Raw genomic sequence first — 16,545 nt, 5'->3', positions numbered from 1 at the left:
TTTCTTTCCTTTTTATTAACCAAGGTTCAGCGCGTCATTAACCAGGTCTTGCTGCTGTTTTTGATGTACGGACATGTAGCCCACGGCCGGTGAAGCAGAAGCCGGACGGCCTGCATAACGCAGTGACGCACCAAATGGAACCACTTCGCGGAAATGATGCTGACTGCAATACCATGCGCCCTGATTCAGTGGCTCTTCCTGACACCACACGAAATCCTGCACATGAGCATAGTTTTTCAATACGTCCTGCACGACTTTGTGCGGGAACGGATAGAGTTGTTCGATACGCACGATAGCCACGTCGGTCTGCTCGTTTTTACGACGCTGCTCCAGCAGATCGTAATAAACCTTGCCCGAACACAGTACGACGCGTTTAACCTGCTGCGGATCGAGATCGTCGATCTCACCAATAGCCGGCTGGAAGCTGCCCGTCGCCAACTCTTCCAGGCTGGAAATCGCCAACGGATGACGCAGCAGTGATTTTGGTGACATGACGATCAGCGGACGGCGCATACCGCGCAGCGCCTGACGACGCAGCATGTGGTAAACCTGCGCTGGCGTTGAAGGCACGCATACCTGCATATTCTGTTCAGCACAGAGTTGCAGATAACGCTCCAGACGCGCTGAGGAGTGCTCAGGACCCTGACCTTCATAACCGTGCGGCAGCAACATTACCAGGCCACACATACGGCCCCATTTCTGCTCGCCGGAGCTGATGAACTGGTCGATCACTACCTGCGCACCGTTGGCGAAGTCGCCGAACTGCGCTTCCCAAATGGTCAGCACGCGCGGTTCTGCGGTGGCGTAACCGTATTCGAAGGCCAGTACCGCTTCTTCAGACAGCACGGAATCCCACACTTTGAACTGACCCTGACCGTTATGGACATGGTGCAGCGGCGTGTAAGTTGAACCGTTGGTCTGGTTGTGGATCACCGCATGACGGTGGAAGAAGGTACCGCGACCGGTATCTTCACCGGAAAGACGTACCGGAATCCCTTCGTCAACCAGCGTGGCGTAAGCGAGGTTTTCTGCACCGCCCCAGTCGAACGCTTTGTTGCCTTCGGCCATCTCTTTGCGATCGTTGTAGATCTTGGCCACGCGAGACTGCACTTCTACCGATTCCGGTACGCTGCTGATGCGGCGCGCCAGTTCCTGCAGGCGTTTCAGTTCCACGGTTGCCGGGTAGCTTTCGTCCCACTCGTGGTTCAGATATGGCGACCAGGTGAACGAATGCAGGCTCATCGGACGCCATTCCGGCACCACGCATTCGCCTTCATCCAGCGCGTCGCGGTACAGGTTAACCATCTCGGTGGCATCTTCGGTGGTCGCAACACCTTCGCTTTCCAGCTGATCGGCGTAGATTTTACGCGGCGTTGGATGCTTTTTGATTTTCTGGTACATCAACGGCTGAGTTGCACTTGGCTCGTCGGCTTCGTTGTGGCCGTGACGGCGATAGCACACCAGATCGATGAACACATCACGTTTAAAGGTGTTGCGATAATCCAGCGCCAGGCGAGTCACAAACGCCACCGCTTCTGGATCGTCCGCGTTAACGTGGAAAATCGGTGCCAGCACCATCTTGCCGATATCAGTACAGTACGGCGTAGAACGCGCATCTTTCGGGTTGGAGGTGGTGAAACCAACCTGGTTGTTGATCACGATGCGAACGGTACCGCCCACTTCGTAACCACGCGCCTGCGACATGTTTAGGGTTTCCTGCACCACGCCCTGACCGATAACGGCAGCATCACCGTGAATGGTGATTGGCAGAACTTTGTTGCTGCTTGGCTCAGCCAAGCGATCCAGACGCGCGCGCACCGAACCCATCACTACCGGGCTCACGATTTCCAGATGCGACGGGTTGAACGCCAGCGCCAGATGCACCAGGCCGCCTTCGGTTTCCACGTCAGACGAGAAGCCCATGTGGTACTTCACGTCGCCGGTGCCGAGGTGTTCTTTGTGCTTGCCGGAGAATTCGTCAAACAGATCCTGCGGCTTCTTACCTAAGACGTTGATCAGTACGTTGAGACGACCACGGTGCGCCATACCCAGCACCACTTCGCGCGTACCGCTCTTGCCAGCGTGACGAATCATCTCGCGCAGCATTGGCACCAGCGCATCACCGCCTTCCAGTGAGAAGCGCTTCGCACCCGGGAATTTCGCGCCCAGATATTTTTCCAGGCCTTCTGCCGCGGTCAGCTCTTTCAGGAAACCTTTTTTCTCGTCGCTGCTGAAAGACGCGTGGCCCACCACCGATTCCAGACGCTGCTGAATCCAGCGCTTCTCGTCAGTGTTGTTGATGTGCATGTACTCTGCACCAATCGAGCCACAGTAAGTCTGCTGCAGCGCCGCAAACAGATCGGCCAGCTTCATAGTCTCTTTGCCGATAGCAAAAGAACCTACGTTAAAGCTTTCCTGAAAATCGGCGTCGGTCAGATCGTGATAAGCCGGATCGAGGTCGGCTACCGTGTCCTGTTTCCACAGGCCAAGCGGATCGAGGTTTGCATGCTGATGGCCGCGGAAGCGGAACGCATTAATCAGCTGCAGCACTTTAACCTGTTTGGAGTTGGTTGCTGGATCGGTCACGGTTGATGTGTAACGCGTGGCGTCTTTAGCCAGGCGGCGGAAGTAATCACGCGTGGTGGAGTGAAATTGCTCAGGTTTCACGCCAGTGCCCGGCAGCTGTTGGAACAGCTCGCGCCACATGTCATCAACTGAGTCAGGATCGGTCAGGAAATCCTCATAGAGCTGCTCTATGTAAGATTGGTTCGCGCCGGCCAGCCAGGAGGAGTCCAGCCAGGGTTTCATCGCGCTGTTCTGCATTGTGATCCCTTAAGCATTAATCTGCTTTTTATGAGGTTTCATTTTTTACCGCTTACGCGGCTTGCCGTAGTGAGTTCAGCGATACGAACCTGTGCGCTACCGGCGCCTGGCTCGTAAGGGAACCTTTATAAGCGTGGTCAGCACCGCGCTTATAGAGGCTTCCGTAAACATCCGGGAACCTAAGTTCCCGGAGAGTGACTTTCTATTACGCCCCGCGTTGCAGTAGCATCGACTTAATATGGCCGATGGCGCGCGTTGGGTTTAGGCCTTTCGGGCACACGCTCACACAGTTCATGATGCTGTGACAGCGGAAAACACTGAAAGCATCGTTTAGATTGTCGAGACGCGCATTGGTTTCCGTATCGCGGCTGTCGATCAGGAAACGGTAAGCGGCCAGCAGGCCAGCCGGACCAACAAACTTGTCCGGATTCCACCAGAACGACGGGCACGACGTTGAGCAGCAGGCGCAGAGAATACACTCGTACAAACCGTCCAGATGCTCACGCTCAGCAGGGCTCTGTAAATGCTCGCGCGCCGGTGGATTTTCCCCATTATTCAACAGGAAAGGCTTAATCTTCTCATACTGTGCATAGAATTGTCCCATGTCTACCACGAGGTCGCGGATCACCGGCAAACCTGGCAGTGGACGGATAACAATTTTCTTCGTGCCGTTGCCCAGCGCAGAGATCGGCGTGATACATGCCAGACCGTTTTTACCGTTCATGTTCAGACCATCTGAACCGCACACGCCTTCACGGCATGAGCGACGGAAAGCCAGCGTTGGGTCTTTCTCTTTCAGACGGATCAGCGCATCCAACAGCATCATGTCGCGACCATCTTCCGACTCCAGCGTGTATTCCTGCATACGCGGTTTGTCGTCGACTTCCGGGTTGTAACGATAGATAGAAAATTCGAGTCTCATGATGATCTCCGCAATTAGTAGGTACGCGCTTTCGGCGGGAAGGCCGCACGCAGTTTCGGTTGCATGTTCACCTCACGGCGCGTCATGCTTTCCGTCTGCGGAACATAGAGACTGTGGCACAGCCAGTTTTCATCATCGCGATCCGGGAAGTCGAAGCGGCTATGCGCGCCACGACTTTCGGTACGGAAGTTGGCGGCGACAGCAGTGGCGTAAGCGGTTTCCATCAGGTTATCCAGCTCGAGGCACTCGATACGCTGGGTGTTGAAGTCCGGCGAACGGTCATCCAGACGCGCCGATTTCAAACGCTCACGAATCACTTTCAGCTCTTCCAGACCTTCACGCATCGCATCGCCATCGCGGAATACCGAGAAGTTGTTCTGCATGCAGCGCTGCAGCGCTTTACGGATTTCGACAGGATCTTCACCGGTGGTGTTATTTTCCCAACGGTTGAAGCGCGCCATCGCTTCATCGAGATTTTCCTGCGTGGCTTCACGCAGTTCGCCCTGCTCTTCAATACACTCCAGCAGATGCACACCGGCTGCGCGGCCGAACACCACCAGATCGAGCAGCGAGTTGCCGCCGAGACGGTTAGCGCCGTGTACCGATACGCAGGCGATTTCGCCGACAGCGAACAGACCCGGAATCACCTCATCCTGGCCCTGCTCGTTCACGCGCAGCGCCTGGCCGGTCACTTTGGTCGGCACGCCGCCCATCATGTAGTGGCAGGTTGGGATCACCGGAATCGGTTCTTTGATTGGGTCAACGTGCGCAAAGGTACGCGACAGCTCAAGGATGCCTGGCAGACGCGATTCCAGTACATCGGCACCGAGATGGTCGAGCTTCAGTTTAATGTGCGGACCCCAAGGGCCATCGCAACCGCGACCTTCACGGATTTCCACCATCATCGAGCGTGCAACCACATCACGACCCGCCAGATCTTTGGCGTTCGGCGCGTAACGTTCCATGAAGCGTTCACCGTGCTTATTCAGCAGGTAACCGCCTTCACCACGGCAACCTTCGGTCACCAGCACACCCGCACCGGCAATACCGGTTGGGTGGAACTGCCACATTTCCATATCCTGCACCGGCACGCCTGCGCGCAGCGCCATACCAACGCCGTCACCGGTGTTGATGTGAGCATTAGTGGTGGACTGATAAATACGGCCCGCGCCGCCGGTCGCCAGAATGGTGGCCTTGGCTTTGAAATAGACGGTTTCACCGGTTTCCATGCAGATAGCCGTACAGCCGACAATCGCACCGTCTTCGTTTTTCACCAGATCCAGCGCATACCATTCGGAGAAGATGGTGGTTTTGTTCTTCAGGTTCTGCTGATACAGCGTATGCAGCAAGGCGTGGCCGGTACGGTCGGCCGCAGCAGCGGTACGCGCCGCCTGCTCACCGCCGAAATTCTTCGACTGACCACCAAACGGACGCTGATAGACGCGGCCGTCATCAAGACGGGAGAAAGGCAATCCCATATGTTCCAGTTCCAGAATCGCTTCTGGACCGACATGACACATATATTCGATCGCGTCCTGGTCGCCGATAAAGTCGGAACCTTTGACGGTATCGTACATGTGCCATTCCCAGTTATCGTCATGGGTGTTACCCAGCGCGACGGTAATACCGCCCTGCGCCGATACAGTATGGGAACGGGTTGGGAAAACTTTGGATAACAGGGCACAAGTCTGGCCCGATTGGGAGATTTGCAAGGCGGCGCGCATACCTGCGCCACCTGCGCCGATCACCACGGCATCAAATTCTCTGACTGGCAAACTCATTTACACACCCCACACCACAACAAATCCATAAATTGCGTACGACAGCAGCGCAACCACAATCACAAACTGCAGCAGCAAACGGGTTGCTACTGGTTTCACGTAGTCAGTCAGCACTTGCCACATTCCAATCCAGCCGTGGATGAGAATCGAGAACAGCGTCAACATGGTGAACACTTTAGTGAAGGCGGATGAGAAGAAGCCATGCCAGACGTCATACGTCAGCGTGCCTGTCATCACGACAAAACCGAGGATGTAGATGATGTAAAGCGTCATTAAGATTGCAGCAGCACGCAGTAACAGCCAGTCATGGATACCGTTGCGTCCTAATGCAGAAGCATTGCTTACCATACGAGGACTCCAGCCAAAATTGAGAGCACGACAGTGATAACAAAAGCCGCTTGCGCGGAACGGGTTCCCACCTGCAGGGTTTCTTCCATAAAGCCAAAATCAGCCAACATATGACGAATACCGCCCACGACGTGATACGCCAGCGCAGTTAAAATGCCCCACATGATGAATTTGGCAAAGAAGCTATCCATGATGGATGCCGCTTGCAGGAAGCCTTCAGGAGAAGAGAGGGAGAGACCCAGTAACCAGAGCAGAATTCCGAGAGCGACAAAGGTGATCACGCCGGAGACGCGGTGGAGAATGGACGATATTGCAGTAACGGGAAACCGGATCGTCGAGAGATCCAAGTTAACAGGTCTTTGTTTTTTCACGGTTTTGCCCACACAGCTCTTTTTTATTTTGCTTCCTCCGGTCCTGAGTTGCATCAGAGACACAGCGTGTGTTCAGACTGCAACCGCCACCAAAATAGCAACATCCAGTGTTAAATAAAGCGGGTAAAACGCTGGGTGGCTCCTGGTGTCAGGGTGTTCCGGAGACCTGGCCGCAGTATAGGAGGATCACATTCTGATTACAATTCCCCTACAATCTCTTTGGTCACATTTAGGCTGAACAGTGATCACCTTCACGAATTTCACAATTTATACATTTTTAATTATCTGATTTGACAAAGAATCAACATTTCAGTTACAAACAATCGCATTAAAGCCCTATGATGCACAAAAGTTATGGGGATACACTTTCCCCTAAGCTCAAGTTATGTAACATTGCCAATACAAGTTATATAAAGCATCAGGTTATTGGTTACCAAGAAGTTATGTCGTGACAGGAACTTTAACATCCTCGATGTGCAGCATGTCATGCCCCGATGCCACCGAATGGCCCAAATTCAGCGTTTACTCTGTAACCTTGCCTAACCAACGTTACCGTAGAGTGATGCTGGGAAGATTGTGGTTTTATGCAACATGGAGGCTATTCTGGTGTCTAAGATCCTTACCTTAAAGGCGCTATGGAGACGAAATAATGACAGATAAAAAAGTGACGCTAACCCTACAAGATAATACGTCTGTTGAACTGGACGTGATGCAAGGCACGCTGGGACAAGATGTTGTTGATGTCCGCGCCCTTGGCTCTCAAGGCCTGTTCACCTTCGATCCCGGCTTCACCTCTACGGCGTCCTGCGAATCTAAAATCACCTTTATTGATGGTGACGAAGGTATTCTGTTACACCGTGGTTTCCCGATTGATCAGTTGGCAACCCACTCAAACTATCTCGAAGTGTGTTACATCCTGCTGAATGGCGAAGCCCCGACCCAAGCCCAGTTTGAAGAGTTCCGCACCACCGTTACCCGCCACACCATGATCCACGAGCAAATCACCCGACTGTTCCACGGCTTCCGCCGCGATTCGCATCCAATGGCAGTGATGTGTGGTGTGACCGGTGCGCTGGCGGCGTTTTATCACGACTCTTTAGACGTCAACATTGAACGTCACCGTGAAATCGCTGCGTTCCGCCTGCTGTCGAAAATGCCGACCATGGCGGCGATGTGCTACAAGTACTCGATTGGCCAGCCGTTTGTGTATCCGCGTAACGACCTCTCTTATGCCGGTAACTTCCTGCATATGATGTTCGCCACGCCTTGCGAAGAGTACAAAGTGAATCCAGTACTGGAACGCGCGATGGACCGTATTCTGATTCTGCACGCCGACCATGAGCAGAATGCTTCAACCTCTACCGTGCGTACCGCAGGCTCTTCAGGCGCGAACCCGTTTGCGTGTATCGCCGCCGGTATCGCTTCACTGTGGGGACCGGCGCACGGCGGTGCCAACGAAGCGACACTGCGCATGCTGGAAGAGATCAGCACCGTTGATCACATCCCTGAGTTTGTTAAACGTGCGAAAGATAAGAACGATTCGTTCCGTCTGATGGGCTTCGGCCACCGCGTGTATAAAAACTACGATCCACGTGCCACCGTGATGCGCGACACCTGTCACGAAGTGCTGAACGAACTGGGCATGAAAGATGATCTGCTGGAAGTGGCGATGGAGCTCGAACACATCGCGCTGAACGACCCGTACTTCATCGAACGTAAACTCTATCCAAACGTCGATTTCTATTCAGGCATCATTCTGAAAGCGATGGGCATCCCGTCTTCCATGTTTACCGTGATCTTCGCGATGGCGCGTACCGTGGGCTGGATTGCACATTGGAAAGAGATGCACGACGAAGGCATGAAAATCGCCCGTCCGCGTCAGCTGTATACCGGTTACACCGAGCGTCCATTCACCTCGGCGCTGGATAAATAAGAGAAAGGCGGCCATCTGGCAACGCCGATTAGTTAAGCGCAGAGCGACTTTCGTTCGCCATGTGCTAAGCAGTTGCAGCACCTTGGTGCGGCGACCGAGCAGAGGGCGTCATGGCCACGCCCTCTGCACTCCCGGGCCCTGCGCCAGCCCAACCCGCCGCTGCGCGGTCCCTTCACTCATTCACGATTCCTGACGGACCGGTGTCGATTCGCTCCTGCTCAACGCCACCTCTCGCCGCATCCATGCGGCTCGCCCTGGAATCCCTCAATCGTTCAGCGGTTTGGGATGTCGCCTCAACACCCGCGCTGTAGCATCAGTACGTTTTCTTGACTCACAATCGCTACAAACTCCGTAGGGTCGCCATTCATGGCGACCTGGTGCGCATAAATGCGAACCCTACGAAAACCAGGCACCAGCGTTAGGCACTGAACGCAGCGCTACAACTGGCATCCCGGACACCAGTAAAACGGCCGCGATGACAGCACGCCCTTCTCAATCACCGCTCCACATCGCCGACACTTTTTGCCCTGCCGATGAAACACCTCGAAGCGAAAAGCTGCCTCTTCGTGATATTTCTTCATGCTGCCACGCATCTGATACGACAAACGCGGCACCACCAGCATCGCCTCACTTAATGCCGTCAGCTGCTGCTCGCTGAGATCCTGCGCCCGATGCGACGCCAGCAATCCGGCGTGCCACAAAATCTCCACGCGCAGATAATTGCCGAGGCCAGCTAAAAAGGCCTGATCGAGCAGCAAGCCGCTGAACTGGCGACGACGAAAACGCGGCGACAGCAAACGCTCGCGCACCTCTTCCACCGTTAAACTGGCATCCAGCACATCCGGGCCTACACGTTGCAAAAACGGATGCGCCGCTAAGGTATCAGCATTGAGCAGCTCAATATCCGATGCGCTATACAGCAAAATGGTTTTATCCGCGGTAGCGAGCCGCACACGCAGCTGGCGCGTAGTATTCGGCTGCGTGCCGGTTGGAACCACGCGCCACACGCCGTACAGCTGATTGTGGCTGTAGAGCGTCAAACCGTTAGAGAAGTGGGTGAGCAACGCTTTACCGCGTGTTTCGAAGGCGTTGATGGTGGCATCCATCAACGCCGGTTCGTAGGTTTTCAGCTGTGGAAAGGCAAACCACACATCGGTGAGTGGTTTGCCGACCATTGCCTCTGCCAGCTGATCCGCCGCGCGGCGGATCTCCGGTCCCTCAGGCATAACAACTCCTGTTAATGCGTGGCGCCACCGACGACGCGGATATCATTTTCGGTACTCAGAATCACCTGCAGCGAAGTTTCCAGCGCCTGAATCACGCTAGACGTCGCCATGCTGGCCACGCCCGGATGGTGCACCGCTTGTTCCGGCATATACGGGATGTGAATAAAACCGCCGCGCGCCTTGCTGTTGGTGGTGTGGATCCAGTGCAGCAGGCTGTACATCACGTGATTACAGGTGAAGGTGCCGGCAGTTTGCGATACCGAAGCCGGCACGCCCACTTCGCGCAGCGCGGCAACCATCGCTTTGATCGGCAGCGTGGAGAAATAGGCCGCCGGGCCATCCGCCTCAATCGGCTGATCGATCGGTTGCTGCTGGTTGTTATCCGGAATACGTGCGTCGTCTACGTTGATTGCGACACGTTCAACCGTAATATCGGCGCGGCCGCCAGCTTGCCCAACACACAGCACGCGATCGGGTTGAATCTCGTCCAGCGCGCGCGTCAGCACTTCACCGCAGGTAGCAAACACCACCGGCAACTGGCGTACCACAATGCGCGCACCGGCGATCTCTTTGCCGTCAAAAGTGCGCACCGCTTCCCACGAAGGGTTGATAGTTTCGCCACCAAAGGGCTCAAACGCCGTCATTAACACCGTTTTCATTGCAACCTCACAAGAACATCAGGAAGTAGAGCAGGAAAATATTCACTACCAACAGTAGCACACCGGTTGGCACCTGAGCCTTGATCACCGCGTTGCGGTCCGGCAGCTCCAGCAGGCGCGCTGGCACGATGTTGAAGTTGGCCGCCATCGGTGTCATCAGCGTGCCGCAATAGCCGGAGAACATACCAATCGCCGCCATCACCGCCGGATTGCCGCCGTGTTGCAGCACCAGAATCGGAATACCAATGCCGGCGGTCACAATCGGGAAGGCAGCAAAGGCGTTACCCATCACCATGGTCAGCAACGCCATGCCACCCGCATAGACCGCGACGGCAATCAGACGATTATCCACCGCCAGATACTGCTCGGTGAGATGCGAAATCGCCGTGCCGACACCGGCACTGGTGAACAGCAAACCAAGCGTGGCCAGAATTTGCGGCAGGATAAATGCCCAACCCACCGCATCCAGCAGACGACGGGTTTCCTGCATCGACTGCAGCGGCTTTTCATGGGTAATTTTCAACGCGATCAGCCAGCCCAGCAGGCAACCAATCATCATTGAGAACAGCGTCACCAATGTGGAGTGATTACCGGGTCCAAACACGCTGTCCTGCAAGCCGGGAATATGGTTAAACGCCAGCACGCCAATCACCGTGACCAGCGGAATCGCCAGCGCTGGCAGGAACAGTTTGTTATGCAGACGTTTAGCGCTCTCCTGTTTCTGCTCGTCGCTGCGCTGATGATAGCGGCCCAGACGCACGCCGCCGAAACCGGCAATCAGCGCCATCAACACCACGGCCACGCCCACGCCGATATGCAACCAGCGGCGGCCCAGTTCGGCATCGCCCGCCCATTGTCCCATCAGCTGGTAAGCACCCTCACCAATCAGGAAAATCAGACCATACAATGCCCAGAACAGCCCGGTGGTAAAACGACGCGGGTTAGCGCTGTCACGCCAGGAAAGCACGGCAACCACCAGCAGGATCACCCCTGCCAGCCACATCAAATATTGTTGCTGGAACATTACTTCCCTCCTTTGGCGTTCAGCGCCTGCTGGTTCAACGCGCCTAATTCACGCGACAGCTGGCGATCAAGACGCACCAGACGAGCAGAATGAATGAGGAAAGCGCAAAGGGCGGTAGGAATGCCCCACAACGCGATGTGCAGCGGTTCGGTGCTGATACCGGCAGATTCCTGCATGAAGTTATGCATAAAGATAATCGCGCCAAAGGCAACGAAGATATCCTCGCCGAAGAACAGACCAATGTTATCGGTCGCCGCAGACATGGCGCGCAGACGATGGCGCACGTCTGGCGGGACGTCACCGTAACGGTTTTCGGTAGCGCCTTCAGCCATCGGTGCCAGCAGCGGACGCACCATCTGCGGATGGCCGCCGAGACTGGTTAAGCCCAGCGCGGCGGTGGCTTCACGCACAAACAGGTAGACGATCAGTAAGCGGCCGGCGGTAGCGGTTTTGATCTGCGCGATCCAGCTTTGCGCACGCTCTTTCAGACCATGACGCTCCAGCAAACCGATAACAGCCAGCGGCAGCAGCAGAATCAGCGGCAGGTTGCGCGTATTGAGGAAGCCTGAGCCGAGTTTTTCCAGAATGTCTGCCAGCGGCAGATGCGCCGCCAATCCGGTGACGAAGCCCGCCACAATTACCACCAGCACCGGGTTAAAGCGCAGCACAAAACCCAGAATGATGGCGGCAATACCCAACAGCGGCCAGAGGTTTACCACGTTATCCATGTTGTTCCCTTATGTGAAAAGACAAAGCCCGGCGTGATGCCGGGCAATGAGTAAAACGTTATGCGCTGGTGACAGCAATCTGATGTGTCGCAAAGGCGGCGCGCAGCGTGCGGGCGAACTGCAGCGCGTGTGCGCCATCACCGTGTAAACAGACGGTTTCGGCGTTAACCTTGACCCATTCTCCGCTGATGCTCTGCACCTGACGCTGCTGTACCATCGCCAGCGTTTGCGCCAGCGCCTGGTCGGCATCTTCAATCATCGCTTGCGGCTGGCTGCGTGGCACTAACGCCCCGCTCGCCAGATAGCCGCGATCGGCAAACACCTCTTCGCGGGTGCGCAGACCATGATGCGCCGCCGCCGCAATTGATGCGCTGCCCGCCAATCCTACCAGAATCAATCCGGCATCCACGGCTTTCACCGCACGCGCAATGGCATCCGCCAGTTGTGGATCGCCCGCCGCCTGGTTGTACAGCATGCCGTGCGGCTTGACGTGCACCAGCCGTTCGCCTTCGCTCTCCGCAATGCTTTTCAACGCACCAATCTGGTAGATCATCTGCGCATATACGGTTTCTGGCGGCAGCTGCATGGCGGTACGACCAAAGTTTTCCCGATCGGGGAAACTTGGATGAGCACCAATCGCCACACCAGACGCTTTGGCCCAGCGCACCGATTGCAGCATGGTTTGCGCATCACCGGCGTGAAAGCCGCAGGCGATATTGGCTGAACTCACCAGCGTCAGCAGTTCCTGATCGCTGGCGCTGCCTTCGCCGAGATCGGCGTTAAGATCAATCTTCATGTGCCAATCCCCAGGCTATTTGGTCGAAGGAACGTTGCTGATGCTGTTTGGCGTGAATCGCATCTTCCAGCGTGCAGTGGATAAAGTGAATCGGTTCGCCGAGGCGAATTTGCGCCAGATGATAGAGATCGGCTTCGATGATGCAGGCAATACGCGGATAGCCGCCGGTAGTTTGTGCGTCCGCCATCAACACAATCGGCTGACCATTGGGCGGAACCTGCACCACACCGGGCACTAAACCGTGCGACAGCAAATCGCGCGTTGCATCGCGATGCAGTTGACGCCCCTGCAGGCGATAGCCCATGCGGTTACTTTGCGGACTAAGCTTCCACGGACTGCGCCAGAAACCCTGCTGCGCCTCTCGCGAGAACTCGTTATATTCCGGGCCCGCTAAGGCGCGGATGCGGTTGCCCCACAGCAGCTGACGCACGCCGGCTTTATCTTTGAAGTCGCGCGTCGGTTTGCCCAACGGCAGTTCGTCGCCGTCCTGCAGCTTACGTCCCTGCCAGCCACCAAACGCCGCCTTAAGATCGGTACTCACCGAACCAAGCATTTCCGGCACGGCAAAACCACCGTTGACCGCCAGATAGCTGCGCATGCCGCGCGTTGGCGTTGCAAGCGTCAGCACCTGCCCTTTTTTCACCGGCAGACGCCAGCCTGTCCAGACCGGTTTGCCATCCAGATCGGCATTGCAGCCCGCACCCGTCAGCGCAAACCAACCGTCGCGGGTAAACTGCGCTTTAAATTGTCCCAGCACAATTTCCAGCACCGCGCTCTGTTCGGGGTTGCCCACCAGCATATTGGCGGTGCGCATTGCCGGTTGATCGAGCGCGCCGCCTACGCTGATGCCGTATTGGCGGAAGCCGGTGCGGCCGTGGTCTTGCAGCGAGGTCATCATGCCCGCGCGGAGAATTTTCAACATACGCCCTCCTGCTGCGGCACAAAGCGCACGCTATCTCCGGGCCGTAACAGTGTCGGTGGATGCTGAAGTGGATCGAACAGGCTAAGCGGTGTGTGACCAATCAGTTGCCAGCCGCCAGGCGCGGCTAACGGATAGATGCCGGTTTGGCTGCCGCCGATGCCCACTGAGCCGCTCGGCACAATCACGCGCGGCTCAGCACGGCGTGGCGTGTGTAAACGCTCATCCAGGCCACCGAGATAGGGGAAACCAGGCTGGAAGCCGATGAAATAGACCACGTAATCGATGCTGCTGTGCAGTTCTACCGCTTGCTTTGGCGTCATGTTGGCGCGATCCGCCACCACCTGCAGATCAGGCCCGCCCGAGCCGCCGTACACCACCGGGATTTCAACCCGACGCGATTCCGGCAGCTGCGCTTCGCTCTCTTCCCACCAGCGCTGCAAACGCTCAATGGCGTCCAATGCATTGAGTTGCGGATCGCGCAGCAGCAACGTCAGGTTGTTCATTCCAGGAATCACTTCCTCTACCTGCTCGTTCTGCTGCAGTCGCTGACACAATCCCCAGATGCGCTGCTGACTGGTCAACGAAACCGGCGGTTCCAGTTCCAGCACCACCGCGCGCTCACCTAGCAGATAACAACGTGCTCGTTGCAAAAACAACCTCCTGGTCAAATTCAAAACATAACGTAGGGTCGCCTTTCATGGCGACCGGGCAACTCGTTAATGCGTAAAGGCAATAAGTTATGCGAAAGTGACAGAGATGTGTCAACAGATTTGCGCCCTTAAACGCAGGTTAAGGGCGTGAGAATGGAAGAATCAGGCAGGATTATCGATGTCGATAAAGGTCACATCAAGGCCATGATGGGCGGCTAACCATTCGCCCAGTGCCTTGATCCCGCCGCGTTCGGTCGCGTGGTGTCCAGCGGCAAAGAAGTGCAAACCTTGTTCGCGCGCGCTATGGATGGTTTGCTCAGAAACTTCGCCGGTAATAAAGGCATCAACGCCAAAGGCTGCTGCGCTATCGATAAAACCCTGACCGCCGCCGCTGCACCAGGCAACGCGCTTGATCAATGCCGGTGCGTTATCGCCGCAGTGCAGCGGTGTGCGACCTAATCGCTGGGCAATTCTCTGCGCCAGCGCCGCGCCACTCACTGGTTCTGCCAGCTCGCCCCACGGCACCAGCGGCTGAATCTCGCCTTTCACTTCAATATCAAACAGGCGCGCCAGCTGCGCGTTATTACCCAACTCGGGGTGCGCGTCCAACGGCAGATGCCAGCCATACAGGTTGATATCATTGGCTAACAGCGTACGCAGACGCTGGCGTTTCATGCCTTTAATCACCGGCGCTTCGCTTTTCCAGAAGTATCCGTGATGCACCAGCACCGCATCGGCGTTGCGCTTCACCGCTTCATCCAGCAACGCCTGACAAGCGGTTACACCGGTGATGATGGTTTTGACCTCGGCGCGTCCTTCAACCTGCAAACCGTTCGGCGCATAGTCGCTGAAGGCGCTGTTGTTCAGCTGCTGATTGACGATCTGTTCTAACTCGACATTATTCATTACGGCTCCCTGACCGCCTCAAGCCGCGCTGCGAGCGCGCTCAAAGGCGTCTAGTGTCTTTTTACGTGCGTCCTTATGTTCCACGATTGGCGCGGGATAATCGAGTTTCTTGTTATTTTTCTGCGCCCACACCTGCGGCTGATGGATATCGCTGTCGGGCACTTCCTTTAATTCCGGCAGCCACTGACGGATAAACGCGCCCTGTTTATCAAAACGCTCGCCCTGCGTGGTGGGATTGAAGATACGAAAATAGGGCGCGGCATCGGTGCCGGTTGACGCTGCCCACTGCCAGCCGCCGTTGTTGGCGGCCAGATCGCCATCGATCAACTGCTGCATGAAATAACGCTCGCCTTCACGCCAGTCGATCAATAGATCCTTCACCAGGAAACTGGCTGTAATCATGCGCAAGCGATTGTGCATCCAGCCGAGCGTGTTGAGCTGGCGCATGGCTGCATCAACAATCGGATAGCCGGTTTTACCCTGCTGCCAGGCTTTTAGGTGCGCTTCGTTTTGCTGCCAATCCACGTTGCGCGTCCAGTCGACAAACGGCTGATGCTTACATAGCGCGGGAAATGCCACCATCAGATGACGATAGAACTCGCGCCAGATCAGTTCGTTCAGCCAGGTAAAAGCCTTGCCCTCGTTAAGCGCATCGGGATGCTCTTTCAATACGCGATGCAGGCACTGACGCGGCGACAACACGCCAATCGCCAGATAGGCCGATAACCGACTGGTGCCGTCAATGGCCGGCAAATCACGTTGATCCGGATAATGTTGCACCGCCTGTTTGGCGAAGTGGCGCAGCTGTTTTAACGCGGCCTCTTCCCCTGCCGGGAACACGCTGTCATCAAAAGCTTCACAGGGATAATCAAAGGCGGGAATCTTCTTTTTGATGCTGATGGGCGCGCCGTCACGCGCTTTCGGCGCGTGATAGCACTCCGGCAAGCCCTGATGCAGGCGACGAACAAAGGCTCTGCTGAACGGCGTGAACACCTTGAACATGGTATTACTGCCGGTTTGCACGCTGCCCGGCGGCAACAGCAGGCTGTCGTCGAATCCCTGACAAATCACGCCCTGCGCATCCAGACGTTTCTCCGCCCTGGCATCGCGTTCCCGTTCGTTGATTTCGTACTGATAGTTGTAGAACAGCGCATCAACCTGCTGCTGCTGGCAAAATTCCGCCAGGTGATCAATCGAAGCGGCAAAGTCATCACACTGATGGAAGTGCAAAGGAATGCCGCGTTCGGCCAGCGATGCCTGCAACAAAAGGAGATTTTGCTGGATGAACGCCGCCTGCTTAGGTGCCATGTGGTGCTGCTGCCACTGCTGTGGTGTGGCGATAAACAGCGCAATCACTGTAGCCTGGCTATCGCGGCAGGCAGCGGCCAGCGCCATGTTGTCATTAATGCGCAGATCGTTACGCAACCAAACTAAATGGGTGGTCATAAAGCCCCGA

At 56.0% G+C, this 16,545-nt stretch carries 15 protein-coding genes; 1 reads left to right on the top strand and 14 read right to left on the bottom strand.

Features of this window, described 5'->3' with window-relative positions; translation table 11 throughout:
* Positions 1 to 15: 15 nt before the first annotated feature.
* From sucA to sdhC, 5 genes are all read right to left on the bottom strand, one after another.
* Positions 16 to 2,823 (bottom strand): 2-oxoglutarate dehydrogenase E1 component, encoded by a 2,808-nt coding sequence (gene sucA, locus ACXIZX_RS05160; protein ID WP_008107371.1) that lies wholly within the window; start codon positions 2,821 to 2,823, stop codon positions 16 to 18.
* A gap of 205 nt (positions 2,824 to 3,028) precedes the next feature.
* On the bottom strand, positions 3,029 to 3,745 hold the full coding sequence (locus tag ACXIZX_RS05155; RefSeq protein ID WP_008107369.1) for a succinate dehydrogenase iron-sulfur subunit: 717 nt from the start codon (positions 3,743 to 3,745) through the stop codon (positions 3,029 to 3,031).
* Positions 3,746 to 3,759: 14 nt separating this feature from the next.
* The gene (gene sdhA / locus ACXIZX_RS05150; RefSeq protein ID WP_036649196.1) at positions 3,760 to 5,526 is read right to left on the bottom strand and encodes a succinate dehydrogenase flavoprotein subunit; all 1,767 of its coding nucleotides are present in this window, start codon (positions 5,524 to 5,526) and stop codon (positions 3,760 to 3,762) included.
* Entirely contained in the window at positions 5,527 to 5,874 is a 348-nt protein-coding gene (gene sdhD / locus ACXIZX_RS05145) for a succinate dehydrogenase membrane anchor subunit (protein WP_008107364.1), read from the bottom strand.
* Positions 5,868 to 6,299 carry a succinate dehydrogenase cytochrome b556 subunit gene (gene sdhC / locus ACXIZX_RS05140; protein WP_008107362.1) on the bottom strand — a complete coding sequence of 144 codons (432 nt, stop codon included), beginning with the start codon at positions 6,297 to 6,299 and terminating at the stop codon, positions 5,868 to 5,870. The genes sdhD and sdhC overlap by 7 nt, the downstream gene beginning before the upstream one ends.
* Before the next feature lie 595 nt (positions 6,300 to 6,894).
* On the opposite strand from sdhC, the gene ACXIZX_RS05135 reads away from it, so the two are divergent.
* Positions 6,895 to 8,178 (top strand): citrate synthase, encoded by a 1,284-nt coding sequence (locus ACXIZX_RS05135; RefSeq protein WP_008107361.1) that lies wholly within the window; start codon positions 6,895 to 6,897, stop codon positions 8,176 to 8,178.
* A 437-nt stretch (positions 8,179 to 8,615) separates the two neighbouring features.
* On the opposite strand, the gene nei is transcribed toward ACXIZX_RS05135, so the two are convergent.
* The 9 genes from nei to phrB all read right to left on the bottom strand — a co-directional run bounded on the left by nei (position 8,616) and on the right by phrB (position 16,535).
* Positions 8,616 to 9,404: an endonuclease VIII gene (gene nei, locus ACXIZX_RS05130; protein ID WP_479403718.1), complete on the bottom strand. Its 789-nt coding sequence runs from the start codon at positions 9,402 to 9,404 to the stop codon at positions 8,616 to 8,618.
* A gap of 11 nt (positions 9,405 to 9,415) precedes the next feature.
* Positions 9,416 to 10,063: a pyroglutamyl-peptidase I gene (gene pcp, locus ACXIZX_RS05125; protein ID WP_008107000.1), complete on the bottom strand. Its 648-nt coding sequence runs from the start codon at positions 10,061 to 10,063 to the stop codon at positions 9,416 to 9,418.
* A gap of 7 nt (positions 10,064 to 10,070) precedes the next feature.
* Complete coding sequence (locus ACXIZX_RS05120; RefSeq protein WP_479403717.1) at positions 10,071 to 11,087, bottom strand: DUF979 domain-containing protein; 1,017 nt, start codon at positions 11,085 to 11,087, stop codon at positions 10,071 to 10,073.
* Positions 11,087 to 11,815: a DUF969 domain-containing protein gene (locus tag ACXIZX_RS05115; protein ID WP_008107005.1), complete on the bottom strand. Its 729-nt coding sequence runs from the start codon at positions 11,813 to 11,815 to the stop codon at positions 11,087 to 11,089. Before ACXIZX_RS05115 ends, ACXIZX_RS05120 begins: the two co-directional genes overlap by 1 nt.
* Before the next feature lie 58 nt (positions 11,816 to 11,873).
* Positions 11,874 to 12,611, bottom strand: coding sequence for a 5-oxoprolinase subunit PxpA (gene pxpA, locus ACXIZX_RS05110; RefSeq protein ID WP_479403716.1), 738 nt, complete (start codon positions 12,609 to 12,611; stop codon positions 11,874 to 11,876).
* On the bottom strand, positions 12,601 to 13,533 hold the full coding sequence (pxpC, locus tag ACXIZX_RS05105; protein ID WP_154153361.1) for a 5-oxoprolinase subunit PxpC: 933 nt from the start codon (positions 13,531 to 13,533) through the stop codon (positions 12,601 to 12,603). The genes pxpA and pxpC overlap by 11 nt, the downstream gene beginning before the upstream one ends.
* On the bottom strand, positions 13,527 to 14,183 hold the full coding sequence (gene pxpB / locus ACXIZX_RS05100) for a 5-oxoprolinase subunit PxpB (RefSeq protein WP_479403715.1): 657 nt from the start codon (positions 14,181 to 14,183) through the stop codon (positions 13,527 to 13,529). The genes pxpC and pxpB overlap by 7 nt, the downstream gene beginning before the upstream one ends.
* A gap of 162 nt (positions 14,184 to 14,345) precedes the next feature.
* The gene (locus ACXIZX_RS05095; RefSeq protein WP_479403714.1) at positions 14,346 to 15,089 is read right to left on the bottom strand and encodes a type 2 GTP cyclohydrolase I; all 744 of its coding nucleotides are present in this window, start codon (positions 15,087 to 15,089) and stop codon (positions 14,346 to 14,348) included.
* An 18-nt stretch (positions 15,090 to 15,107) separates the two neighbouring features.
* A complete protein-coding gene (gene phrB, locus ACXIZX_RS05090) occupies positions 15,108 to 16,535 on the bottom strand; it encodes a deoxyribodipyrimidine photo-lyase (RefSeq protein WP_479403713.1) in 1,428 nt (475 codons plus the stop codon).
* Between the last annotated feature and the right edge of the window lie 10 nt (positions 16,536 to 16,545).

This window comes from Candidatus Pantoea symbiotica, assembly GCF_056491525.1.
This window is presented reverse-complemented; position numbering and strand designations above follow the sequence as displayed.